We start from the raw sequence: 22,110 nt of genomic DNA on the forward strand, positions 1-22,110 counted from the left end.
CGGAGATAAATTTTGGCTTGCGATCATAATTGTGTAGCATGAATGGGAGGAAAAGACAAATAAAGTACATTATTTCTGCAACCGGTACCGGATATCCTGCTTCAGCAGCGTCTCCAGAGAGGCATCAAAATATTCTTTTTTACAATCGAGTTTGTCGATGTTTCCGTCCCGAACATAGGTCATATACCGGCAACCGCCGAAACAAAGGGGCAAATACACGCAGGCGGCGCATTCCGGGTTTTTATAAATGCCCAGCTTAAGAGCTGCGTAATAATCACTGACTCCTGTTTCCAGATTTCCCGCGGCAAAATCTTTTTTACCGATAAAGGCCGGGCACTTATAGATAACCCCGTCATAATTGACCACATAAGCATCCGTGGTTTCGATCATGCAGGCCAGAGGGGTCGGCTTGGGCGTATGGTACCCCCGCTTGAGAATCTCTTCCCGCAAGAAGGCTCCCGCTTTTAGCAGCCAGGGTTCTTTAATGGAAACACAGCCGCTGGTATATTCGATGGGCGACATGCCGTCTTGCGGCCGGTTGACAACGGCGTCAAATTTCACATAGGCAATTTTATCCGGCGTAAGTCCTTCTGCCTCCAGATAATCGAGAAGCAGTACGAACCTTTCATAATTATGTTCCGTAAAATTTCCACCGATGCCGACCTTCACCAAGTCACAGGTAGCTTTAATATTCCTGATAATGGCGTCAAAACTGCCTGCGCCGGACTTAAAAGGACGCTGGGCGTTGTGAATTTCCGCCGGTCCATCTAGGGTGATCTTGACGCTTTTCAGGCCCAGGGGAACCAGTATGCCGGCCGCCTTTCTGGTAAAGAGCGATCCGTTGGTGACCAGCGTAAAAGAATACACCGCACCCCGGCTGGCGGCAAAAGATCTCGCTGCTTGAGAAATATATTGAATAAGATCAAGGCTGAGAAGGGGTTCTCCGCCGTAAAAATCAATGAGTAGCGTATCCTGATTATCTCTGAAATTGTCTTTGATAAAGGCAAGTAAGCGATCCGCCGTGGCCTCGGATAGGTATAGGTTTCCCTTGAGGCCTTCTTCAAAACAGTAGGGGCAGGCAAAATTGCAATCCAGGTTCAGGACGGCAATAATGTTTAACCCCCTATTGTGGGGATTCCGCTCATCCAAAAAACCGAGCATGACTCGTTTTTCCGCATCTCTATCCGCCACGACCATGCCTAATGATGCTAACTTGGCCTCAGCGGCGGGGGAAAGTGTTCCTCTCTCCATGGATTGATATGTTTCTCGATCCAGCAGAATTGCGGATGCTTTTTTGGTAGAAAAGACCAGGAGCTGACCGGGGTTATCCGGGTAGGGATATGTCTTCAGATAATAGGAGGGCTGCATATTCATTAAGAAAGGTTACATACCCGCATCAGCCTATAATACCCCGCCGCAAGAGGACGTATCCGCTCACGCACACTATACGCCACACAGGGCGGAGAGTAAAACCCCGGATGATTGAAAAAAGGGGCGCTTGATAGGCAGTTGCGCCCCTTTTTCCTTAATTCCCTCTATACGGCATGAATATCGACCAACAACATACCGACAGTGGCCCTATCAATGCCTCCATGTCGATCCCCTCATCGAGAACAATAATTTCCTGCTTGGTCTCTTTTTTTTCCTCTTTCATTTGTCCCTCCCGTTATAAGTGGTTAAGAGGCTGCCATGCCAAAATAGAAGTTATTCTGTCACGGCAAGTCCGATCCAATGTATAATTATGTACTCTTAGTAATTTACAGCATAAAAGGCAAGCTTAAAAGGTGGTTTTTATTCCTGCCTCGACCCAGCGTCCCGGATTCTTACTATCGGCCAGGGTATACTGATCGCCGTCAAAAATGTTGTGGGCCGTCAAAAAGAGTTGGGCGGCAAATTGCCGGGTATCTATAATCTTTCTCGCCAGATTCAGGTCCCAGATAAAGTCGCCATAATCGGCCTGAAAAGCCCCATCCAAGTCCCACCAGATATAGTGCCCGAACAACTGGGCCTGCCAGGATTTCCGGTCGTCATATTTCACCCCGAGGTTATAGGCGTACCTGCCTCGGGATTCTGTTTCACTGTCAGACTTGATCGCGACATAGGCGAACCCCGCGATCGCGGAGACGTTATGCCAGGGCAGCGTTTCCGCTTCCAGTTCCAGACCCTGTCGCCGGCTGTTGCCTTTATTGACGATCAGATCATTGTTGGTAGGCGGTCCGGCGGCGCCCGCTTCCCTCATCAGTTGATTATCCAGCTTGTGATAAAAGATGGTGCCCTTTATCCAGAGATAGTGGGTTATGGCGGATTCCAGGCCGGCCTGATAGGACCAGACGCTTTCATGCTGAAGGGCTGGGTTGGGCTCCAGAAACAAGCCGCCGGATGAAGTCGCCGATAGCGGCGGCAGCGTGAAGCCTCTGGCTACAGACGCCCGGGCCAGGGAATTTTCTCCCAGTTTGTAGGTAACACCCAGGCTCGGACTCACAAAGGAGCCGATAATGCTGTTGTAATCATACCGGATGCCCGGGGTTATGGTCCACCGGTCCAGGGCGATGGTGTCGTTGGCATAGAGGGCCCATTTGGTTATGGCCGGCTGGACAGCCGATGTTGCCGGAAGACCGAAGGATTGCAGAGTTGGCCCAGCCTGCAGCGTTTGATCAAGTGTCCCCCGGTCCGCATCAATCCCCAGCACGGCCGTGTGCAACCCCTTGGTCCACACCAGTTTACCCCTTGCCCCCGTGGTTCGCTCGTCGGCTGTATTCTCTAATAAAAACTGCGGCGTAGGGGATAAAATTCCCAGTCCCAATGTATCCGTGCTCAGACTGGTTTTCTGTTCCACCGTGTGCACCGAGAGGCTCAGGTCGAGATCCGGGGTCAGTGAGGCCCTAATCGTGGCAGCCAGGAAAGAGGAACGGGCATCCGATGACGTTGTTGTATCGCCGCTGGGAACATCACCAAAGTGGTTTTTCGGCTTGCTTATGCCCATGGTCAAGCCAAGGTCAATGCCCTTCGCCACGGGGATGCTGAACTTGGAAAAATAACTTTCGGAAGCAAATCCCTTGGAGGATTTCAGACCATCCGACTCCTGGCGACCGGCAAAGAGATAATACCCCACCGGCCCGGCCAGGCCGGAGACCTGGGCGCTGTAATCCTGGGTATTCCCCTTACCGTAGGAAGCTTTTACCATGCCGGTAGGTTTCTCCGTTGTTCCGGCGGACTTGGTCAGGATATTGATTACGCCGCCCAGGGAAGACCCCCAGGCCGACGACGCCGGTCCTTTAATGATCTCGATGCGCTCGATGATGCCGACGGGGATTGAATTGGTCTCGGCGCTGCCTTCGGACAGGAAATTCCAGGGGATGCCGTCAACGAGCACCAGGACGTGCCGTTGTTCGGAACCCTGAATACTAATCAGAGAATTTGCGCCGAAATCCTGGTTGAAATTGACGAAAAGGCCCGGTACCCGGTTCAATACCTCGGCCACGGTATGGGCATTCATCGCCTCGATGTCCTGGGCCCTGATCACGGTGACATTTTCCGCCACCTGGGAAACAGGTTTCGGATTTCTGGTGGCCGAGATCACCAGATCTTTTTCCTGATAAAAGAGGCGGAGGGTTTGCATCTCCTCCTGGGACTGGGCGGATGCGGTACGGCAAAAACCGATCCCCGTCAGAAAAAAAGCGGTTAAGAAAATACCGGTAGTTAATAAGCGACGCTGCACTATATTCCCCATGGAGAACAAGAGAAAAATTTTTATTTTCAGAACGATAAACTTGTGGTAGTTTATATAGCGTTCATTTAACTTTTTCAAGAGTTTATTTGCATCTGCATTTTTAAATTTTCAACACCGGTAACAAGGATTATAGTGGGAAAAAGGATCCTAACCCCGATAAACGGGATAAGTGCGTTAACGCATTTGCTTTCTGCTCGAAAGCAAATGCTAACTACTAATAAGTTTACAAAATTATTTTTTGCCGGAAAAACGCAAAAAATAATTTCTAACTTACTAATACTTCTGTTGCTTTTAGCATCCTTAATCGCGTCGGCAGAAGCCGGACAGAAGGTCCTGGCTATCCAGAGCGTCCCGGTTGCGCCCTATGAGCAAGCCATTAAGGGATTTGAGCATGTTTACGGCTCAGCGGTCGAACGGCTTCTTATCTCCGATTTGAAAGAAATAGATGTTCTTAAGAAGATTCGTGAGATCAGGCCGGATATGCTGCTTGCCGTGGGCAGGGATGCCCTGTTAAGTGTCAAACACCTTACAACCATACCGGTTATCTATTGTATGGTTTTGAATCCCCGCTCCCTCCTTTCCGATGAGAAAAATATCAGCGGCGTCAGCATGAATCTGCCGCCGGAGAAACAGTTGAGCGAGCTTTTAAAGATGCTTCCAGCCGCACGTGACATTGGCCTCCTCTATGATCCTGATCAAACCGGCATTTTCGTTCAGGGGGTGCGCAATGCCGCCGTCAGGATGAACGTCAATTTGACGGCAACGGCGGTGCACCGTTCCGGGGACGTCCCAGCGCTCCTCAATACGATGAAAGGCAAGGCAAACGTCTTTTGGATGCTTCCGGACATCACAGTGATAACTCCGGAAACACTTAAATCCATACTTCTCTTATCCCTGGAAAATAAAATGCCGATCCTCACATTTTCAGAAAAATACCTGGAACTCGGGGCCATGCTCTCTATCGGGATCGATCCCTTCGATGTGGGGTCCCAAGCGGGAGAGATGGCGCAAAAGATCTTTTCAGGCGGCAATTTTATGGAACCCCAGCATGTTGATGCCCGCAAGGCATCGCTGTCTATTAATGTAGGCATAGCCAGGAAATTCGGCATTGTTCTTGATCAACAAGTTATCAGAGACGTCAAGATCATCCGGTGAGGTATATTACATGCGGTTTAAGTTTATGAAGATCTTCAAGAAAAAATTTGGCGTTAAAATTTTCGTGATTTTTTCCTTATTCATGTTTGTCATCACATTCTCTTTTGCTGCCTTCTTTTATTATCATCAGAGTAAGTCGTTGACCGATGGGCTTGTACAAAACAACCTCTTGCTTACCGGCATCCTGGCCTACAATTCAAAAATCGGCGTGTTTTCTGAAAATGAAGAACTGCTCAAAACCCCTGTGGATGGGATATTTCAGCAGGAGGAGATCGTGGAAATATCCATCTACAATCAGCAAGGGCGTCTGCTCTTGAGGCGGGAAAGGTCCGGGACAGAGGCTGGGAAAAAACAGGCGCAAGCGGTGGAAAACGGTGGACGAGTTGAAGCCGGGATATTACTTAAGGCATCTAAGGCACCTTCCCCCTTTTATCTTGCCGGCGGGGATAAAATGGAATTCTGGTCGCCTGTCGTCGCAAGTTCAGGGTATAAGACCGCCGAATCCTTGTTTATAGATAAAGAATCGCTGGCAGGCGAGAAACGTATTATCGGATTTGTCCGGATAACTGTGGGTAAGGCGGCCCTTAATAAAAAGCTTGGCGCCCTTTTAGTGAAAAGCTCCTTGATCGGCATTGTCTTTTCGTTTGCCGGTTTTGGAATTATCTATTTCCTGGCGAAACGGATAGTGATTCCGCTTAACAGATTGATAGAAAAAGTGCAAATCGTGGGAAAAGGAAACTTTGGTGAAAGGGTCTCTGTCGAGATGGAGGATGAAATCGGCCAGTTGGCCATGGCCTTTAATCAAATGTCTGAATCCTTGCAGAGACGGGAGGAGGAAAAAAGGCGTCTTGAAGAACAGCTCAGGCATTCACAAAGGATGGAAGCGATCGGTACGCTTGCTGGAGGCATCGCCCACGACTTTAATAATATCATCGGAATTATTATGGGGTATGCGCAGTCGGGACTGCTGACTAATCCCGGGAAGACCGAGATGGACCATCATTTAAAAGAGATTTTCCAGGCCAGCAACCGCGCCAAAGACCTGGTAAAGCAGATCCTCACCTTCAGTCGTCAGGGCAAACAGGAACGAAACCCTATCCTGATCAGACCTATTGTCGAAGAAGCCCTGAAAATGGTGCGCACGGCATTGCCGGACACCATCGAGATACGCCCTGACTTCAAATCCGGTCTGTCCCCTGTTTTGTCCGATCCATCGCAGATCCATCAAGTGCTGATGAACCTGTGCACCAACGCAGGTCATGCCATGCAAGACAGCGGGGGGGTGTTGGAGGTGAAGCTGGACGAATGGGAGATCAATGCCGGCGATCCTGACCTGTCTATCGATATGAAGCCCGGACGATACCAGGCACTGACCATGAGCGACACTGGCCATGGCATGGATGCTTCCGTCAAGGAACGGATTTTTGATCCCTTTTTTACAACAAAAGGGCCGGGGAAGGGAACCGGCATGGGGCTGTCGGTCGTCCATGGAATCGTAAAAACCCATGGCGGCAACATTACCTGCCACAGCGAACCGGGAAAAGGGACGACCTTTAAAGTATTTTTCCCCACGATTTAACGAAGTTGCTTGCCACCGGCAAGCAACTTCTAACTTACTAAGAAACGAGGTAGCAGATGGGCAGATTGTTCGGGACAGACGGAATAAGAGGCCAGGCCAACTCCTATCCCTTGACGGTGGAGATGTTTATCAATATCGGCAGGGCCTTGGCCCACCTTTACCGTCAGCCCGGACAGCACGTTCCGCAGATAATCATCGGGCGGGATACGCGCCTCTCCAATGATATGCTGGAGAGTGCCCTCGCGGCCGGCATCTGTTCCGCCGGGGGCAATGCCTTGATAGCCGGTGTGCTGCCGACACCCGGGGTCGCTTTTTTGACCGGCAGACTGCCGGCTGATGCCGGGGTTGTCATCTCGGCCTCCCATAACCCCTTTGAGGATAACGGCATCAAAATATTCGGCCCGGGCGGATGGAAACTTGCCGATGAAAACGAGCTGGACATTGAATCGTGGCTGCTGGACCAGGATGCATCGTTCCTGAGCGTGGCGCCCGATCAGTGCGGCCGGATTTCCCGGCTTGTTGACGCCGAAACGCGCTATATGGATTTTGTCAAAAGATCCTTTCTGCCGACCACCAATCTCGACGGGGTCAACATCGTTCTGGATTGCTCCCACGGCGCCGCATCGTACATAGCGCCCGAGACTTTCCGGCAGTTAGGCGTGCGGGTCTCGACTCTCTTTAACACGCCCAACGGCGTCAATATTAATCTGCACTGCGGTTCTCAGCATCCGGAGGCCCTGGCCCGGGCCGTGGTGGAACAGGGCGCCGCCGCGGGTTTTGCCTTCGATGGCGACGCCGATCGGTTGATTGCCGTGGATGAAAAAGGGACCGTGCTGACGGGGGACCAGATTTTGACCATCTGCGCGGCAGCGCTGAAAAAGGCCGGGCGGCTCACAAACAATCTGGTTGTCCGGACAGTCATGAGCAATTGCGGCATGGGGGTTGCCTTGCAGTCCCTGGGCATTGATTCGGTCATGACCGATGTGGGAGATCGGGCGGTTCTCCTGGCAATGCAGAACCGGGGCGCCGTCATCGGCGGCGAAGATTCGGGACATCTCATATTTTTAGAACATCATAACACGGGGGACGGTATGATTACCGCGTTGCAGGTGCTGGCCGTCATGCTGCAGGAAGGCCGCCCCCTGTCGGAACTGGCGCAGGTCATGACTGTTTTCCCCCAGACCTTGATAAACGTGGCCGTCACCAGAAAAGATGACCCCGATACGATACCGGAACTTGTCAAAATCATTAAAGATGTGGAAAATAAACTGGGTGCGGCGGGCCGGGTGCTCGTCCGCTATTCGGGCACGCAGAATTTATGCCGTGTCATGGTTGAGGGGCCGAACGCCGATTTCACGGAACGTTACTGCCGTCAGATCGCCGCCGTGGCGCAGGAAAAACTGGCCTGACAACGCATAAGGAGGACACGCGTGCACTCATCCGGTTCCTGGAAGGAGCGGGCGCGGGTCTTGAAGCAAGAGACCTTCACGCTCGTCGTCGCCTGCCGTCACCCCCGCGTCCCCTGGTATGCAAAGGCGCTGGCCCTGCTCGTCGTCGGCTACGCCCTCTCCCCGATTGATCTCATCCCCGACTTCATCCCCGTCCTTGGCTATCTGGACGATCTGGTTTTGATACCGCTGGGAATCCTGCTCGTCATCCGACTGATCCCGGAGGAGGTCCTCGCAGAGTGCCGCCGGCAAGCGGAGGAGATCGTCGGACGGGCGACGCGGGCGGGCAAGATTGCGGCGGTGGTCATCGTAGCTATCTGGGTCGTGACTGCGGCCCTGCTCCTCTGGTTGATATTCCGGGCGCTAAATCGCCCCTGATCTTACCGGAAGCATATAAGCCATCCTGAAGATCATAATTTCCTTGCAATATAATGTGTTTAGGGGTAGCCGTAGCCATGGTAACGGAACGATTGCCGGCTAAGGCTGGAAGCGAACTATTTATCGTTGACAACAGCGATAAGGACTGGAAGGTCCGGAACTACTTGGAACAGTGGGCCGACCTGTCCGTCTCTTTCGATATTGCCACCGGCTACTTTGAGATCGGCGCCCTGCTCGCCCTGGACGGCCAATGGCAGAAGCTCGAAAAGCTGCGCATCCTCATGGGTGATGAAGTTTCACGGCGGACAAAGCAAGCCCTGATGGCCGGCGTCCAAACAGCCGGGACGATCCTCGACGCCAGTATTGAGAAGGAAAAGGAACGCGACGATTTTCTGTCAGGTGTGCCTCCCATTGTTGATGCCCTCCGGAAGCGGCAGATCGAATGCCGTATCTATACCAAAGAAAAATTTCACGCCAAAGCCTATATCACCCATGCGAAGCACGCCGTCGTCGGTTCGGCGGCCCTCGTTGGTTCCAGCAACTTCACCCATCCCGGACTGACGGACAACGTGGAGCTGAACATCCAGGTGCGGCGGGAGGTTGAGTTGCTTCAGGAGTGGTATGACCGGCACTGGAACGAAGCCCATGAAATAACGGAAGAAATCCTCCGGATTATCGAGCGTCACACAAGGGAATACAGCCCGTTCGAGATCTATGCCAAGGCCCTGCAGGAATTTTTCCGCGCTCATGAGATGACGACGGGCGAATGGGAAAATGGCACTTCCCGCATGTATCCCGTCCTCGACCAATATCAAAAGGAAGGCTACCAATCCCTGATGAAAATCTCCGGCCAGCACGGCGGCGCCTTTCTATGCGACGGCGTCGGTTTGGGGAAGACCTTTATCGGCCTGATGGTCATCGAGCGGCTTGTCGTTTACGAGCGGAAACGGGTTATGCTGCTCGTGCCGAAGGCGGCGCGCAAGCCCGTCTGGGAGAGCGCCATCCGTCGCTACCTGCCCCATCTTGGCGGCGGGGATTTTAGCAATCTGGCGATCTACAACCATACCGATCTGCTCCGTGCGGGTGAATTTCCGGCCCGTCTCGAACGCATCAAGGAGATGGCCGATGCCATAGTCATTGACGAAGCCCATCACTTTCGCAATCCGGGTGTCAAAGGGGAAAAATCAGGCAGGATCACCCGTTATCGCCACCTGTACGATATTGCAGATGGCAAAAGCATGTTTCTGCTGACGGCCACGCCCATAAACAACCGCCTCCTTGACCTCCAGCACATGATCGAACTATTTACCCGCCTCAAACCCGATTTTTTTAAATCTACCCTGGGAATCCACTCCCTCGCCGGCCACTTCCGCAAGATGGAAAAAGATCTGGAACAGATCGTTTTTGGGCAAGCGGCAGAGAATGACGGCATGGAAACCAATGCCGTGGAAGCGGAGAGGGTTCTGCTGAACGACAATCTATTCCGAGCGCTCGTTGTGCAACGCAGCCGTGCCTACGTGAAGGCCAGCCAGCTCCAGCAAGGCGGCTATGCAGCCCTATTCCCCCGGCGGGGAGATCCCCAGGTTGCTCACTACTCCATCAAGAAGACGTACGGCCGGCTCCTGTCCATGCTGGAAGAGGCTTTCTCCAGGGAGAAACCTCTGTTTTCACTGGCGATGTACTATCCCCTGGCCTATTACAAAGGCCCCGACACCACGATTGATCCCCTGAAGGCAGGGCGGCAGCGGGAAGTGGTGGGACTGATCAGGACTCTGTTCCTCAAGCGCTTTGAGAGTTCCGTCTATGCTTTCAATCTATCATGCAACGCCCTGCTGGTTAAGCTCCTGGCCTTCGCCACGAAGAACAGCAAAACCTCCTCGGAATCCAACCGTCTGGACCGCTGGAAGGCCCAGCATGGGGATTCTATCCGTCATGTAAGCGAACAACGGAATGACTTCTTCGGAGGGGATCGGGAGGAACTGGGCGAAGATGAACTCGTCACCGAGGAGATGCTGGAGGACGTGGAAGAGCTCAACCGGGATGAATACCGCGTGGAAGAGATCCTGACCGAGATTTTTCTCGACATGGATCAGCTCACCGAATTTATTAAAGAACTTGAGAAATTCAAGCCCTCTCACGATGACAAGCTCCTCGCCCTGATTCGCCTGCTTAAAAACGATGCCGTCCTCAAGAAACATAAGGTCATGATCTTCACGGAGTATCTGTCCACGGCGCGCTATCTGAAGAAAGAGCTCCTGGAAGCCGGAATAGAGGGCATTGACGAGGTGGACAGCGCCACGTCGCGTGATCGGGGCGAGATCATTCGGCAATTCGCGCCCTATTACAATGATGCCTCGTCTGCCACGCTAAAAGAGGAAAGCCTCACTGAATCCAGAGTTCTCATCGCCACGGATGTGCTTTCCGAAGGCCTGAACCTGCAGGATGCAACGCGCCTGATCAATTACGATATTCACTGGAACCCGGTCCGCCTCATGCAGCGCATCGGCCGTGTTGATCGGCGGCTGAACCCGGAGATCGAAGAAAAAATTCTGACCGACCACCCCGACCAGAAAATGATCCGGGGCGCCGTGGCGTACTGGAACTTCCTGCCGCCTGATGAACTGAATATCCTGCTGAGCCTGTACAGCAGGGTCACCCACAAGACATTGCGGATATCCAAGACCTTCGGCATCGAAGGCAAGAAGCTTCTAACCCCGGAAGACGATTACGATGCCCTGAAGGATTTCAATCATGCCTATGAAGGAACGACATCCATTCTCGAGGGTATGCACCTCGAATACCAGCAACTCCTGAAGGACTACCCCGATCTCGCGGCGCGCCTGGCGCTTCTGCCCGGCCGGGTCTTCAGCGGCAAGGCCCACCCCCAAACCGATGCCAGAGCGGTCTTTTTCTGCTGGGCGCTTCCCGCCCTGAGCAAGAAACCGGATGGATCGGAGACCTGGAGCGAAGAAAACGGCACAACGGGCTGGTACCTCTACGATCTCATCGGAGAGCGCATCATTTCGGAGCCGGCGGACATCATTGGCCTGATCCGCAGCAAGCCGGAAACACCGCGTAAGCGGGCAATACCGGACAAAACTCTCGCTGAAATAAGAACATCCGTGGAAAAGCACATCAAGAATACCTACTTCAAGCGGGTGCAGGCCCCTATCGGCGTGAAGGCCATCCTCAAGGCCTGGATGGAGCTGGGATGAAGTATTGCGAACCTTGGCCTGACAGATGATAAAGAAAACTAATTTTGATCAATACTTGGAGGAGAAGCTCCAGGACGAGGACTTCAACGATCGCTTTCGGAAGGCAGATAAAAATTGGGATAAGATTCTGAAGGTGAAGTCTTCCCCTGAAAAGGATATTCAGGAACCCGGAGGCATTGATGACCCCTGACCCTCTCGACCGCATCCGTTCCATCCGTGACATTCCCGCCCTGATCGCATATCTCCGCGACGAACTGGACTGGCCCATCGAAGCGGACGATTTTGATAAGTTTACTTTCGACTATGAGCCTGAAGAACTGGGTATTGATGCTTCAACCGCCACGCAAATCGAAGAGATCAAGCAACTGCGCCCCCTCGTTTCAAACCAGCCCTGGGGTATTTTCTTTATCCGCTTTGAACCAAAACGCCTGCCGGTCGTTGTCCTCCGCCGGATACTGAGCCAACTGGTTGTCCGGAAGCGCGCCTCGGCAAGTAAATCAGATCTGGCCACCTGGAACCTCCATGACCTTCTCTTCATTTCCAATTACGGGGAAGACGACCAGCGCCAGATCACCTTTGCCCATTTCACTCAGGATGCCACCTCCGGCGATCTGCCTACCCTGAAGGTGCTCGGCTGGGACGATGCCGCCACGGCCCTCCACATTAGCAACGTTCACCACGAACTGAAGGAAAAGCTCCACTGGCCGGAGAATGAAAAGGACCTGGACAGCTGGCGGGAGAGATGGTCATCCGCCTTTACCCTGCGTCATCGGCAGGTCATCACGACGTCGAAAGATTTGGCCATCCGTCTTGCCGACCTGGCCCGCCGCATCCGCCGCCGCGCCGGTCAGGTGCTGGCCGTGGAAACGGAACGCGGCCCGCTGCGCAAGCTGCACAAAGCCTTCCGCGCTGCCCTGATTCATGACCTTTCGGAAGACGACTTTGCCGACATGTACGCCCAGACCATCGCCTACGGCCTGCTGGCGGCCCGCGTCTCCCGCCCGATGGGTATCATCGCGGAAAACGTGACCGACATGGTCCCGGTGACCAATCCTTTTCTTCGGGAGATGCTGGGGACATTTCTCACCATCGGCGGCCGGAAGGGCAAGATGGATTTCGACGAGTTGGGCATTCAGGACGTCGTTGATCTCCTCAACAGCCCGGACACCCATATGGAGGCGATCCTCCGCGACTTCGGCAATCGCACCCGACAGGAGGACCCCGTCATTCACTTTTACGAGCTCTTCCTGGCCGAATACGACAAGAAAATGAAAGTTAAGCGGGGCGTCTTCTACACCCCGCAACCCGTGGTCTCCTATATCGTCCGCAGTGTCCACGAACTCCTGCAAACTGAATTCGGTCTCGCCGACGGCCTGGCCGACACGACTACCTGGGGCGAGATGGCAAAAAGAAACCCTGCCATCAAAATCCCGGAGGGCGTATCCGAGGAGGAACCTTTTGTTCAGATCCTTGATGTTGCCACCGGCACGGCCACCTTTCTCGTGGAAGTGATTGATATCATCCACAAAACAATGACGGCCAAATGGGAAAGGGAGAAACGTCTGGAGCTGGAATTCGATCGGCTCTGGAATGAGTATGTGCCGAAACATCTCCTCCCCCGGCTCTACGGCTACGAACTGATGATGGCTCCCTACGCCATTGCCCACATGAAGATCGGCCTGAAACTCTTTGAAACGGGCTACCGTTTCGGCTCCAACGAACGTGCCCATGTCTACCTGACCAATGCCCTCGAACCGCCGTCAATACTGGCTGAGCAGGCTGCCGCGAACTTGTTCGAGGCGCTTGGCCACGAGGCACAGGCCGTCAATGCAATCAAAAGCAACAAACGCTTCACCGTCATCATCGGCAATCCGCCGTATTCCAATTTATCAGCTAATCTAAGCCCTGAATTACGTGTTCCTGTTGAAAAATACAAGTTTATTGATGAGGAACGTATTAGAGAACGTGGTGCATTGTCTCTTGAGAAAAACATTAACGACGACTACGTGAAATTTGTCCGCTATGCACAATTAGCTGTTCAGCAGATGGGAATTTATGGCCTCGTTACAAACAATGGATTTATGGCTAACCCAACATTGCGGGGCATGCGTTACAGCTTGATCAACTCGTTCCCAAAGTTCTATATTTTGAATCTTCTCGGATATGCAGGCACAAGTACACGTAGAATGAGCGAAACGCCTGATGTAAATATTTTCGATATAGCAAACGCCGGCGTTGCTATTCATTTAGGATGTCGCGGGCCAAAGGAGCACGCTTTTGTCGGGTATGCAGAGATGATAGGTTCAAGAGAAGCAAAATATAGATTTCTCTCTGATCACACGGTACAATCAACACCATTTGTCTCTGTTAACCCCGAGCTACCTTTCTTTTTGATGGAACCAACAGATACAATAACAAAGAAAGAGTACGAAACTGGCATGCCTCTTCTCCAACTTTTTAAAGTTAACAGCACAGGCATAAGAACGCTTAGAGATGATTTTGTAGTAGACTTTGAGGAAAAACCAATTCTTGACCGAGTATCGAGATTTAGAGACTCTAATGCATCGGATAAGGATTTATGCGGCGAACTAGGGCTTGAAATGCCCGGATGGTGGAACATCGCGAAATCACGGCAAAGTATTCGCCGGGAAAGTGGCCCAAAGCAATTTATTCGGCTCTTCAACTATCGCCCTTTTGACGTTCGGCGGTTATTCTACCATGATTCTCTTGTTGGCTCTCCAAGGCGACCTATTATGCAGCATATGGAGCCAAGAAGTAAGAATTTAGCCCTTCATATATGCAGACAGCTTTCAAGCCCAACGTGGCAGCATGTCTTTATAACACGAGGGTTGACAGATGACTGCTACGTTTCAAACCGGACTAAAGAGCGCGGTTATACTCTCCCACTTTACTTGACTTCAGCAACCGGACAACTTGGATTAGGTGATATAGCGACGAATTTTAATCTAGAATTCTTTAAGAACAAACTGCCACATGAGTTTAGCGAAGCCTCAGAAAAGACAATCCTATATTATGTGTACTGCATTCTTTTCAGTCCATCTTACCGTTGCCGGTATTCCGATTTTCTTAAGAGAGACTTCCCCTGCCTGCCACTAACAAGCAGCATAGAACTGTTCAATTCGCTTGCAGAACTCGGCAGCGAGCTTGTCGCCCTCCACCTCGTCGAAGCCCCGGTGCAGACGGGCATTTCCATCCAGTATGATAAGATCGACGGCTGGACCTTTGCTTACACCACACCGCCACCTGTTTGCATCGCCTTCGCCGGCCCGGCGGAACCGGTGGTTGACAAGGTAGGCTGGTCCGACAGTACCGTCTGGATCAATGCCATCAAGCCGAAGAAGGGCGCAACTGACATAAAAGTCACCGGCACGGTCGGCTTCCGCGGCGTGCCGGAGGAGGTCTGGAACTTCCATATCGGCGGCTACCAGGTCTGCCAAAAATGGCTCAAGGACCGGAAGGGAAGGACGCTCGGCGCCGACGATCTCGTCCATTACCATCGCATCGTCGTGGCCCTCCACGAAACGATCCGCCTCATGGCCGAGATCGACCGCGTCATCGACGCCCACGGCGGCTGGCCGATAAAATAACGCTGGAGTCTGACGGTGTTTTATAGGAAACTTGATTTAAACCACTTCAAATTGGGGATAGACTAAATGATTACAAAACTGACTCTGCGCAATTTTAAGAGCATAAATGAACAATCATATGAATTTACAAAATTTGATTTGCTGGTGGGAAGAAATAATTGTGGTAAAAGTACCATTCTGCAGGCCCTTGCCATATGGCAGTTTTGTCTCGATGAATTTCATCGATCCAATCGGAGCGGATCGAAAGGTATCCAGGTTATTTTACCCAACTTTACTGCATTACCATTACCGGAATTCAATTTATTATGGCGCAATCGCACGGATCGTGAATGGCCACCTGATGAAAAGGGTGTAAAACGTCAAAAATACATTCTTATTGAGATTCATGTGGATTGGCAGGGTATAGATGGAAAGTCAGATACATTTGGCGTTCAACTGAGATATAGCTCGCCCCAAACCATATATGCCATCCCCACAGAGGGTTGGGAAAAATTCAGGGATTTAGAAAAAAAGGGATCCCTACCAATTATTGCATATGTCCCCCCATTCTCCGGTCTTGAACCTTCTGAGGAATGGCGCGACGATGGCCCCCTGAGGAAACAAGTGGGTAAAGCCCAGCCCGGCAGCGTCCTTCGCAATCTTCTCTTACGTGTGGCACAAAAGGATGTGGCTGATCCTTCAACGCCCACAAAAAAAACTTACAAAGCGCCACCCGACTGGAATGAAATCAAAGAAATGATTTTAAAATGGTTTTCCGTTAAATTGAGAGAACCAAAGTATATACGTGGAGTTGATACGCAGATCACTTGTGAGTACATTCAAAATGATAAAGCTTATGACTTGATAGCAGGCGGCAGCGGTTTTCATCAGACCCTGACCCTGCTGGCATTTCTCTACGGATATTGTCCAACTACAATACTTCTTGATGAACCGGATGCACATCTGCATGTAAATCTACAGAGAGAAATTCTCGATTATTTCAAACGCAAATCGAATGAACGAAACGTGCAGTTCCTGATTGGTACGCATGCTGAGGAATTTGTCCGAGGTGTTGATGTCAGCCAGTTAATCTCCATGCTTGGTCAGATCCCCAAACGGGTGGAATCCACCCCTCAAGTTCTTCAAGCGATGGCTGAAGTGTCCAATGCCGAATTAGCTCAATTATGGTCTTCTCCAGTTATCCTATACGTTGAGGGAGAAAGTGATGAACGCATCTTACGTGGATGGGCAAAAACATGCGGAGCGGAAGAGGCCTTTGATAAGGTTTGCTTTAGATCAATGGGTGGCGGCAGCAAAAGCCAAATGAAAGACAATGCGGACAGGCATTTTAATGCTTTAAGACAAATTATCCCCAAGGTGCAGCGTATAATGCTGTTTGATTATGACGACAGCGAAAGCGCATTTCACCCAGATACTGATAACCTTGCATTATACGAATGGAAACGTAAGAATATTGAGAATTATTTACTGGTACCCGATGCATGGATACGAGCAACGGCCAAACAACTTGGCATTGAAAATGATGATCTCTTTGTCCAACCTTTCATAGATCGAATACGTGATTTTTTTAGTAGTGAAAACCTAACCCTGCCTGAAGGTAAAAGTTGGGGAAATCTCAAGGCGAATATTTTTATGGTTGTAGATGGGAAAAAAATACTATTTGAAAACAAAGACGCTCTCTTTCAGCAACTGCGCAAAGAAAATCCATCAGTAGAATTAATCAGAGAAGCCGTAGCAACAAACATGAACTTTAATGAAATTCATGAGGACGTCAAAGTTTTTTTTGAAAGGCTTAAAAAAGTGGTCGAAGAAATTTCATAGACATAAGGTTTCCGGGTGTGCCGGAGGAGGTCTGGAACTTCCACATTGGCGGCACCAAACATTTTTTTCAAGTAATAGACAATGGATTCGGTGGCTGCAATATCGCCGCCAAGTGTGTGAAGAATTAAGTCGAGGCTCAGATAAAACTTTGTTCCAAGTTGGCATATTCTCCGCCTATTTAAAGCCGAAGGGGGGGTTGGTTGGGTGGTATAGGGAAAAAATTTTTGTATGTCAATGCAAAACTGGATTTTGTTCAGGTCAAAATGTCTACGCCATCAGGGACGGATGCCTATCTGGCCCTCTTAATTTCATCGGGAAGCTTAAAAAGCTGAACTGTTTCCTACTTCTGACAGCCCGGACAAAAAAAGGTGCCCCTCCCTCCCAACTTGAGCCGCGTTACGGTACCCCCACAATGTGAACAAGGCTCCCCGGCCCGCCCATAAACCTGCAGGTGGTGCTGGTATTCCCCCTGCTGTCCAAAGAGGTCGCGCCAATCCGAGACGCTTGTGCCGCGGCAGACTATGGCCTTCCGCAAAATCGCCTTGGCCGTCTTGGCCAGCTTCTGCCATTCCGCGAGCGACAAATCGCTGGTGGGTCGCCAGGGATTGATGGAGGCGCGGTGGAGGATCTCACAGGCATAAATATTGCCGATCCCGGCAACGGCGCGCTGATCCAGGAGAAATGATTTAATAGGCAGTCTTTTACTGCGCACACTTGACCACAAAAGGCGGGGCGAGAATTTCTCCAGGGGATCAAAGGGCGCCCGCGTAGGAGGAGTATCGTCCGTCAAGGCCAGCGTGGCAAAGCGACGCGGATCAATCAAGGCCAACCGGCCGTGGCTGAAGGTCATTACGAAGCGGGTATGGGGCAGTTCGGGGGGTGGCTGGTCCGCCGACTGATTCGGCAGCCACAGCAGCCGGCCCGTCATGCGCAGATGCAACCGGAGCGCCTTTCCGTCGCCCAGAGGCAGATTGAGACCTTTGCCGGTGCGATAGGGCGCGGCCATAGTTCGGCCGGCCAATTTTCCCAACCGGCCCAACTTGGAGTCAAGTATGCGTGCTGACAGGATTATCTCCCCGGATACAACCTCTTGCAGTTGTCTGCATAACGTCTCAACTTCGGGCAGCTCAGGCACCTGTTTTCCTCCTATTTTGCTCTTTTGACCTCCTTTCATTTTCCCCCGGTTCATGTCAAGAAATTTTCTTTAAAAAAATGCAAAATATATATTGACACGCCGATTCAATGAGAGTAGAGCGACGCAAAGAAAACGATGAGTTATGAACGGTAGCCGGTGCTCTATTTCAAGTCCGTTCATAAGAAAAAAGCGGCATCGTGTAGGGGTGGTTTAACAAGAGGAGGTAGAATTTTACAATAACATGGTAAAGGAGGTAAAATAATGGAAGAAGACCCCCTGTTTGTAGAAGAGGCAGAGCCTCCAGGTAGGTCAACCAGTTCGCAAGATTTAATAAACTCCGGGGCAGATTTTTTTCCAACTCCACCTGTTCTGTCCCATCCCCCCGCTTTTCTTATGAAAACTAAGGGTAAGCCCGTAGTTTTCCAAGAAAACCCCGTATCTCGCAGCTTTCGTAAACGTTTTTACCCCACCACCACTTACCAGGCCTGGAATGATTGGCGCTGGCAATTACGAAACCGCATCACCAATGTAGCCAAGTTAGCAGAATTGATAAGCCTCTCCGGCATGGAACGATTTGCCGTGGCGAATGGCACGTCACTGCCTTTAGCGATTACGCCTTACTATGCCAGTCTGCTCAGTGTCTCCGAGGCCGATGATCGCCTGCGTCGCACGGTCATCCCCTCCCTGGAGGAAGGCACGTTAAGCAGCGGAGAGCAGGATGATCCGCTGGCAGAAGAACGTGACAGCCCCGTCCCCGGCATCGTCCACCGCTATCCCGATCGCGTCCTGTTTCTGGTCACTGATTACTGTTCAACTTATTGCCGCTACTGCACGCGCTCGCGGATGGTGGGCGGCAGCCATCAGTACCATGACGATGCCCGGCAGTGGGAGCAAGGCCTCGCCTACATAGCGGGCAATCCCGATATTCGTGATGTGCTGCTTTCCGGCGGTGATCCGCTGACTTTAAGCGATGAAAAGCTGGATTGGCTTTTGTCGCGTCTGCAAATGATCCCGCATGTGGAAATAGTGAGGATCGGCACCAAGGTACCGGCCGTAATGCCGCAGCGCATCACGCCGGACTTGATTCGCGTCCTCAAACGTCATCATCCGTTGTGGATGAGCATCCACGTAACCCATCCCGATGAGTTGACGCCCGAGATGTATCGGGCCTGCAAGCGCCTGGCCGATGCCGGTATTCCGCTCGGCTCGCAGACGGTCCTTTTGGCCGGAATCAACGACGATGTAGAGACGATGAAGCGCTTGATGCGCGGCCTGCTTCAGTTCCGGGTCAAGCCGTACTATCTCTACCAGTGCGATCCCATTCCCGGTTCGTCGCATTTTCGCACCCCCATCAGTAAGGGGTTGGAAATAATCGAGGGATTACGCGGACATACGACCGGTTATGCCGTTCCCTCCTATGTGATTGACGCTCCCGGCGGCGGCGGCAAGATCCCCCTGTTACCGGAATACTTAGTGGGCAGGGAGGGTAATGATTTGATCCTCCGGAATTATGTCGGCGGATTTTACCGTTATACGGACTGCATCCAGCCCCAGGTGATTGTTCATTGAGGAACATCGGCATCACCTATGACCTGCGCGACGATTATCTGGCTGCTGGATACTCTAAAGAGGAAACCGCGGAATTTGATCGCGTGGATACGATTGATGCGCTGGAAGGATCTCTTTTGGAGCATGGTTACTCCGTGCAGCGCATCGGCAATATCAGAGCTCTCGTAGAACATCTGGCGGCCGGTGAACGCTGGGATATGGTCTTCAATATTGCTGAAGGTCTGCACGGCTTCGGCCGGGAGGCCCAGATACCGGCCTTGCTGGAGGCTTACCGCATCCCTTATACTTTTTCCGATTCCTTGGTGCTGAGTCTGACACTCCATAAAGGGATGACCAAGGACGTTGTCCGCGCCCTGGGCATTCCCACGCCTGATTTTTTCGTTTTGCATACCCTTGATGACCTTCCGCTGGTGCAGCTACCCTTCCCGCTCTTCGCCAAGCCCGTGGCGGAAGGAACAGGGAAGGGCATCAATGCCGCGTCCAGGATATCTTCGCCCGCAGACCTGGAGATGATTTGCCGGCAGTTGCTCGAAAAATTCGATCAGCCGGTCCTGGTGGAGACTTACCTGCCCGGACGGGAATTTACCGTGGGCATCGTGGGTACAGGCCCTGAGGCGGTGGTGCTGGGCGTGGTGGAGGTTATGCTCAAGGACAATGCCGAGCAAAACGCCTATTCCTACGTTAATAAGGAACGTTACGCAGAGCTCGTGGAGTACCGTCTTGTTGATGATGAGGCCGCCGGGCGGGCGGCGGAGATTGCCCTCGCGGCCTGGCGCGGGCTCGGCTGCCGTGATGGGGGCCGGGTAGACCTGCGTGCCGACGCTGAGGGACAGCCCTGCTTTATCGAAGTAAATCCATTAGCGGGCTTGCATCCCCGGCATTCTGATCTGCCCATTATTTGCACCCTGAAGGGCATCAGTTACCACCAGTTGATCGGGTTTATCATGGATTCGGCCTGGAAGCGCCAGGGTATGCTTAGGGGCAATGCTGCGTGAAGGTCGCCGTTCTACATGGCAAGGTTATGGCCGGCGCCGCCCAGGACGAGCAGGATGTGCTGGTGCAAGTTGCCTGCGTTTCCCAGGCCCTGGCCCAATTGGGATATGAGCCTGTCCCGGTTGCCCTCTCCCTGAACATGACCGAGGCGGCCGATAATTTGCTGGCCGTAAAACCTGCTTTTGTCTTTAACCTAGTGGAGGCAATCGAAGGCCGGGGCAACTTGATCCCCTGTGCGCCTCTGCTCCTGGACGCCCTCCAGTTGCCCTATACGGGGGCCCAAGCCGAGGCCATGTTCTTGAGCTCGGGAAAAATCACGGCTAAAAACATCATGCGCATGGCCGGAATCGCCACACCGGACTGTTTATCTGTTGACGGCCCCTGGCCGGCCGCGCTGAAGATGACCCGGTACATCATTAAGTCAGAGTGGGAGCATGCCTCCCTGGGGCTCGATGAGAGCGCTGTATTCTATCCCTCTGACATCGAACAATTACGGAGTAAAATCCTGGCCTTGCGTGAGCGTCTCGGTGGCGCCTGCTTTGCAGAGGCCTTTGTAGACGGCAGAGAGCTGAATATTGCCCTGCTGGCCCGTGCAGCAGGCGTCGAGGTTTTGCCCCCGGCCGAAATAATCTTTGCCGATTATCCCCCCGACAAGGTGCGCATGCTTTGCTACGACGCCAAATGGACGCCTGATTCTTTTGAATACGAACACACCCGGCGCACGTTTGATTTCCCCCCGCAGGATGAACCATTGTTGAGACAACTATCCGCTATTTCCACTCACTGCTGGGAAGTATTTAAGCTGCGCGGTTATGCCCGCGTTGATTTTCGGATTGACGAGGCCGGCCAACCCTGGGTACTGGAGATAAACGCCAATCCCTGCCTGTCGCCCGACGGCGGTTTTGTGGCGGCCGCGGCGAGGGACGGCCTGGACTATAACGGACTGATCGGCAGGATCATCCAGGATATCCCGCAGAAAGAAGGGGCATGAAGGCATCCGGTTTAACTTATCGCGAGGAAGTTATTGCCGCAGACCAGGAGGCCGTCCGCGCCATCGTCAAGGCCAGCGGCTTTTTTTCGGACGACGAGGTCGCCATTGCCGCCGAGTTAGTGGAAGCACGATTGTCAGAGGGCGAGGAGAGCGGCTACTATTTTCTCTTTGCCGAACAGGCGGGCAAAGTGGCCGGTTATACCTGTTTCGGACCCATACCGGGCAGCCTCCATAGCTATGATTTATACTGGATCGCCGTAGCCAACCATCTTCGCCAGCGCGGCATCGGAAAGGACCTCCTGTCACGGAGTGAAGCCCTGATCCGGAAGCGGGGCGGCAGCAGGATTTACATCGAGACCTCGGCCCGCCCGCAATATGAAAAGACGGTGGCCTTTTATCTCGCCTGCGGCTACCGTCAGGAGGCCTTTCTGGAAGATTTTTACGCCCCCGGCGATAGCAAGATTATCTTTGTGAAGGCCCTTTAAGCG

16 protein-coding genes and 1 pseudogene are annotated in these 22,110 nt (G+C 52.3%); 12 read left to right on the forward strand and 5 right to left on the reverse strand.

Annotated elements, in window-relative coordinates; translation table 11 throughout:
• Nucleotides 1-69: 69 nt before the first annotated feature.
• From gptM to NT140_03000, 3 genes are all read right to left on the reverse strand, one after another.
• The gene (gene gptM, locus NT140_02990) at nt 70-1,374 is read right to left on the reverse strand and encodes a geopeptide radical SAM maturase (protein ID MCX5830848.1); all 1,305 of its coding nucleotides are present in this window, start codon (nt 1,372-1,374) and stop codon (nt 70-72) included.
• A 151-nt stretch (nt 1,375-1,525) separates the two neighbouring features.
• Nucleotides 1,526-1,654 carry a hypothetical protein gene (locus NT140_02995; protein ID MCX5830849.1) on the reverse strand — a complete coding sequence of 43 codons (129 nt, stop codon included), beginning with the start codon at nt 1,652-1,654 and terminating at the stop codon, nt 1,526-1,528.
• A 123-nt stretch (nt 1,655-1,777) separates the two neighbouring features.
• Nucleotides 1,778-3,808 carry a TonB-dependent receptor gene (locus NT140_03000; protein ID MCX5830850.1) on the reverse strand — a complete coding sequence of 677 codons (2,031 nt, stop codon included), beginning with the start codon at nt 3,806-3,808 and terminating at the stop codon, nt 1,778-1,780.
• Between the two features lie 207 nt (nt 3,809-4,015).
• On the opposite strand from NT140_03000, the gene NT140_03005 reads away from it, so the two are divergent.
• The 8 genes from NT140_03005 to NT140_03040 all read left to right on the forward strand — a co-directional run bounded on the left by NT140_03005 (nt 4,016) and on the right by NT140_03040 (nt 16,934).
• Nucleotides 4,016-4,885: an ABC transporter substrate-binding protein gene (locus tag NT140_03005; GenBank protein ID MCX5830851.1), complete on the forward strand. Its 870-nt coding sequence runs from the start codon at nt 4,016-4,018 to the stop codon at nt 4,883-4,885.
• Between the two features lie 10 nt (nt 4,886-4,895).
• Nucleotides 4,896-6,464, forward strand: coding sequence for an ATP-binding protein (locus tag NT140_03010; GenBank protein MCX5830852.1), 1,569 nt, complete (start codon nt 4,896-4,898; stop codon nt 6,462-6,464).
• A gap of 56 nt (nt 6,465-6,520) precedes the next feature.
• Nucleotides 6,521-7,873, forward strand: a complete 1,353-nt coding sequence (gene glmM, locus NT140_03015; protein ID MCX5830853.1) for a phosphoglucosamine mutase — start codon at nt 6,521-6,523, stop codon at nt 7,871-7,873.
• A 21-nt stretch (nt 7,874-7,894) separates the two neighbouring features.
• Entirely contained in the window at nt 7,895-8,290 is a 396-nt protein-coding gene (locus NT140_03020; GenBank protein ID MCX5830854.1) for a YkvA family protein, read from the forward strand.
• A 77-nt stretch (nt 8,291-8,367) separates the two neighbouring features.
• The gene (locus NT140_03025; protein ID MCX5830855.1) at nt 8,368-11,505 is read left to right on the forward strand and encodes a helicase-related protein; all 3,138 of its coding nucleotides are present in this window, start codon (nt 8,368-8,370) and stop codon (nt 11,503-11,505) included.
• Nucleotides 11,506-11,530: 25 nt separating this feature from the next.
• Nucleotides 11,531-11,695 carry a hypothetical protein gene (locus NT140_03030; protein MCX5830856.1) on the forward strand — a complete coding sequence of 55 codons (165 nt, stop codon included), beginning with the start codon at nt 11,531-11,533 and terminating at the stop codon, nt 11,693-11,695.
• Nucleotides 11,685-15,113: an N-6 DNA methylase gene (locus NT140_03035; protein ID MCX5830857.1), complete on the forward strand. Its 3,429-nt coding sequence runs from the start codon at nt 11,685-11,687 to the stop codon at nt 15,111-15,113. The genes NT140_03030 and NT140_03035 overlap by 11 nt, the downstream gene beginning before the upstream one ends.
• 66 nt (nt 15,114-15,179) lie before the next feature.
• The gene (locus NT140_03040) at nt 15,180-16,934 is read left to right on the forward strand and encodes an AAA family ATPase (protein ID MCX5830858.1); all 1,755 of its coding nucleotides are present in this window, start codon (nt 15,180-15,182) and stop codon (nt 16,932-16,934) included.
• A gap of 53 nt (nt 16,935-16,987) precedes the next feature.
• On the opposite strand, the pseudogene NT140_03045 reads toward NT140_03040, so the two are convergent.
• Nucleotides 16,988-17,068: pseudogene (locus NT140_03045) on the reverse strand (S49 family peptidase).
• 206 nt (nt 17,069-17,274) lie between these two features.
• Nucleotides 17,275-18,069, reverse strand: a complete 795-nt coding sequence (gene mutM, locus NT140_03050) for a bifunctional DNA-formamidopyrimidine glycosylase/DNA-(apurinic or apyrimidinic site) lyase (protein ID MCX5830859.1) — start codon at nt 18,067-18,069, stop codon at nt 17,275-17,277.
• A 261-nt stretch (nt 18,070-18,330) separates the two neighbouring features.
• Here mutM and NT140_03055 point away from each other — a divergent pair, with 261 nt between their 5' ends.
• The 4 genes from NT140_03055 to NT140_03070 are packed head-to-tail and all read left to right on the forward strand — an operon-like array spanning nt 18,331 to nt 22,107.
• On the forward strand, nt 18,331-19,638 hold the full coding sequence (locus NT140_03055; protein MCX5830860.1) for a KamA family radical SAM protein: 1,308 nt from the start codon (nt 18,331-18,333) through the stop codon (nt 19,636-19,638).
• Entirely contained in the window at nt 19,635-20,633 is a 999-nt protein-coding gene (locus tag NT140_03060) for an ATP-grasp domain-containing protein (GenBank protein ID MCX5830861.1), read from the forward strand. The genes NT140_03055 and NT140_03060 overlap by 4 nt, the downstream gene beginning before the upstream one ends.
• A complete protein-coding gene (locus NT140_03065) occupies nt 20,630-21,622 on the forward strand; it encodes a D-alanine--D-alanine ligase (protein MCX5830862.1) in 993 nt (330 codons plus the stop codon). The genes NT140_03060 and NT140_03065 overlap by 4 nt, the downstream gene beginning before the upstream one ends.
• Nucleotides 21,619-22,107 carry a GNAT family N-acetyltransferase gene (locus NT140_03070; GenBank protein MCX5830863.1) on the forward strand — a complete coding sequence of 163 codons (489 nt, stop codon included), beginning with the start codon at nt 21,619-21,621 and terminating at the stop codon, nt 22,105-22,107. The genes NT140_03065 and NT140_03070 overlap by 4 nt, the downstream gene beginning before the upstream one ends.
• Nucleotides 22,108-22,110 lie beyond the last annotated feature (3 nt).

The organism is Deltaproteobacteria bacterium, assembly GCA_026388415.1.
Lineage (GTDB): Bacteria > Desulfobacterota > Syntrophia > Syntrophales > JACQWR01 > JAPLJV01.

Bases quoted from the DNA above. Each gene is read 5' to 3' on its own strand.
- gptM (MCX5830848.1), bottom strand. From the start codon at position 1,374: ATGAATATGCAGCCCTCCTATTATCTGAAGACATATCCCTACCCGGAT.
- NT140_02995 (MCX5830849.1), bottom strand. From the start codon at position 1,654: ATGAAAGAGGAAAAAAAAGAGACCAAGCAGGAAATTATTGTTCTCGAT.
- NT140_03010 (MCX5830852.1), top strand. From the start codon at position 4,896: ATGCGGTTTAAGTTTATGAAGATCTTCAAGAAAAAATTTGGCGTTAAA.
- glmM (MCX5830853.1), top strand. From the start codon at position 6,521: ATGGGCAGATTGTTCGGGACAGACGGAATAAGAGGCCAGGCCAACTCC.
- NT140_03025 (MCX5830855.1), top strand. From the start codon at position 8,368: ATGGTAACGGAACGATTGCCGGCTAAGGCTGGAAGCGAACTATTTATC.
- NT140_03030 (MCX5830856.1), top strand. From the start codon at position 11,531: ATGATAAAGAAAACTAATTTTGATCAATACTTGGAGGAGAAGCTCCAG.
- NT140_03035 (MCX5830857.1), top strand. From the start codon at position 11,685: ATGACCCCTGACCCTCTCGACCGCATCCGTTCCATCCGTGACATTCCC.
- NT140_03040 (MCX5830858.1), top strand. From the start codon at position 15,180: ATGATTACAAAACTGACTCTGCGCAATTTTAAGAGCATAAATGAACAA.
- NT140_03055 (MCX5830860.1), top strand. From the start codon at position 18,331: ATGGAAGAAGACCCCCTGTTTGTAGAAGAGGCAGAGCCTCCAGGTAGG.
- NT140_03070 (MCX5830863.1), top strand. From the start codon at position 21,619: ATGAAGGCATCCGGTTTAACTTATCGCGAGGAAGTTATTGCCGCAGAC.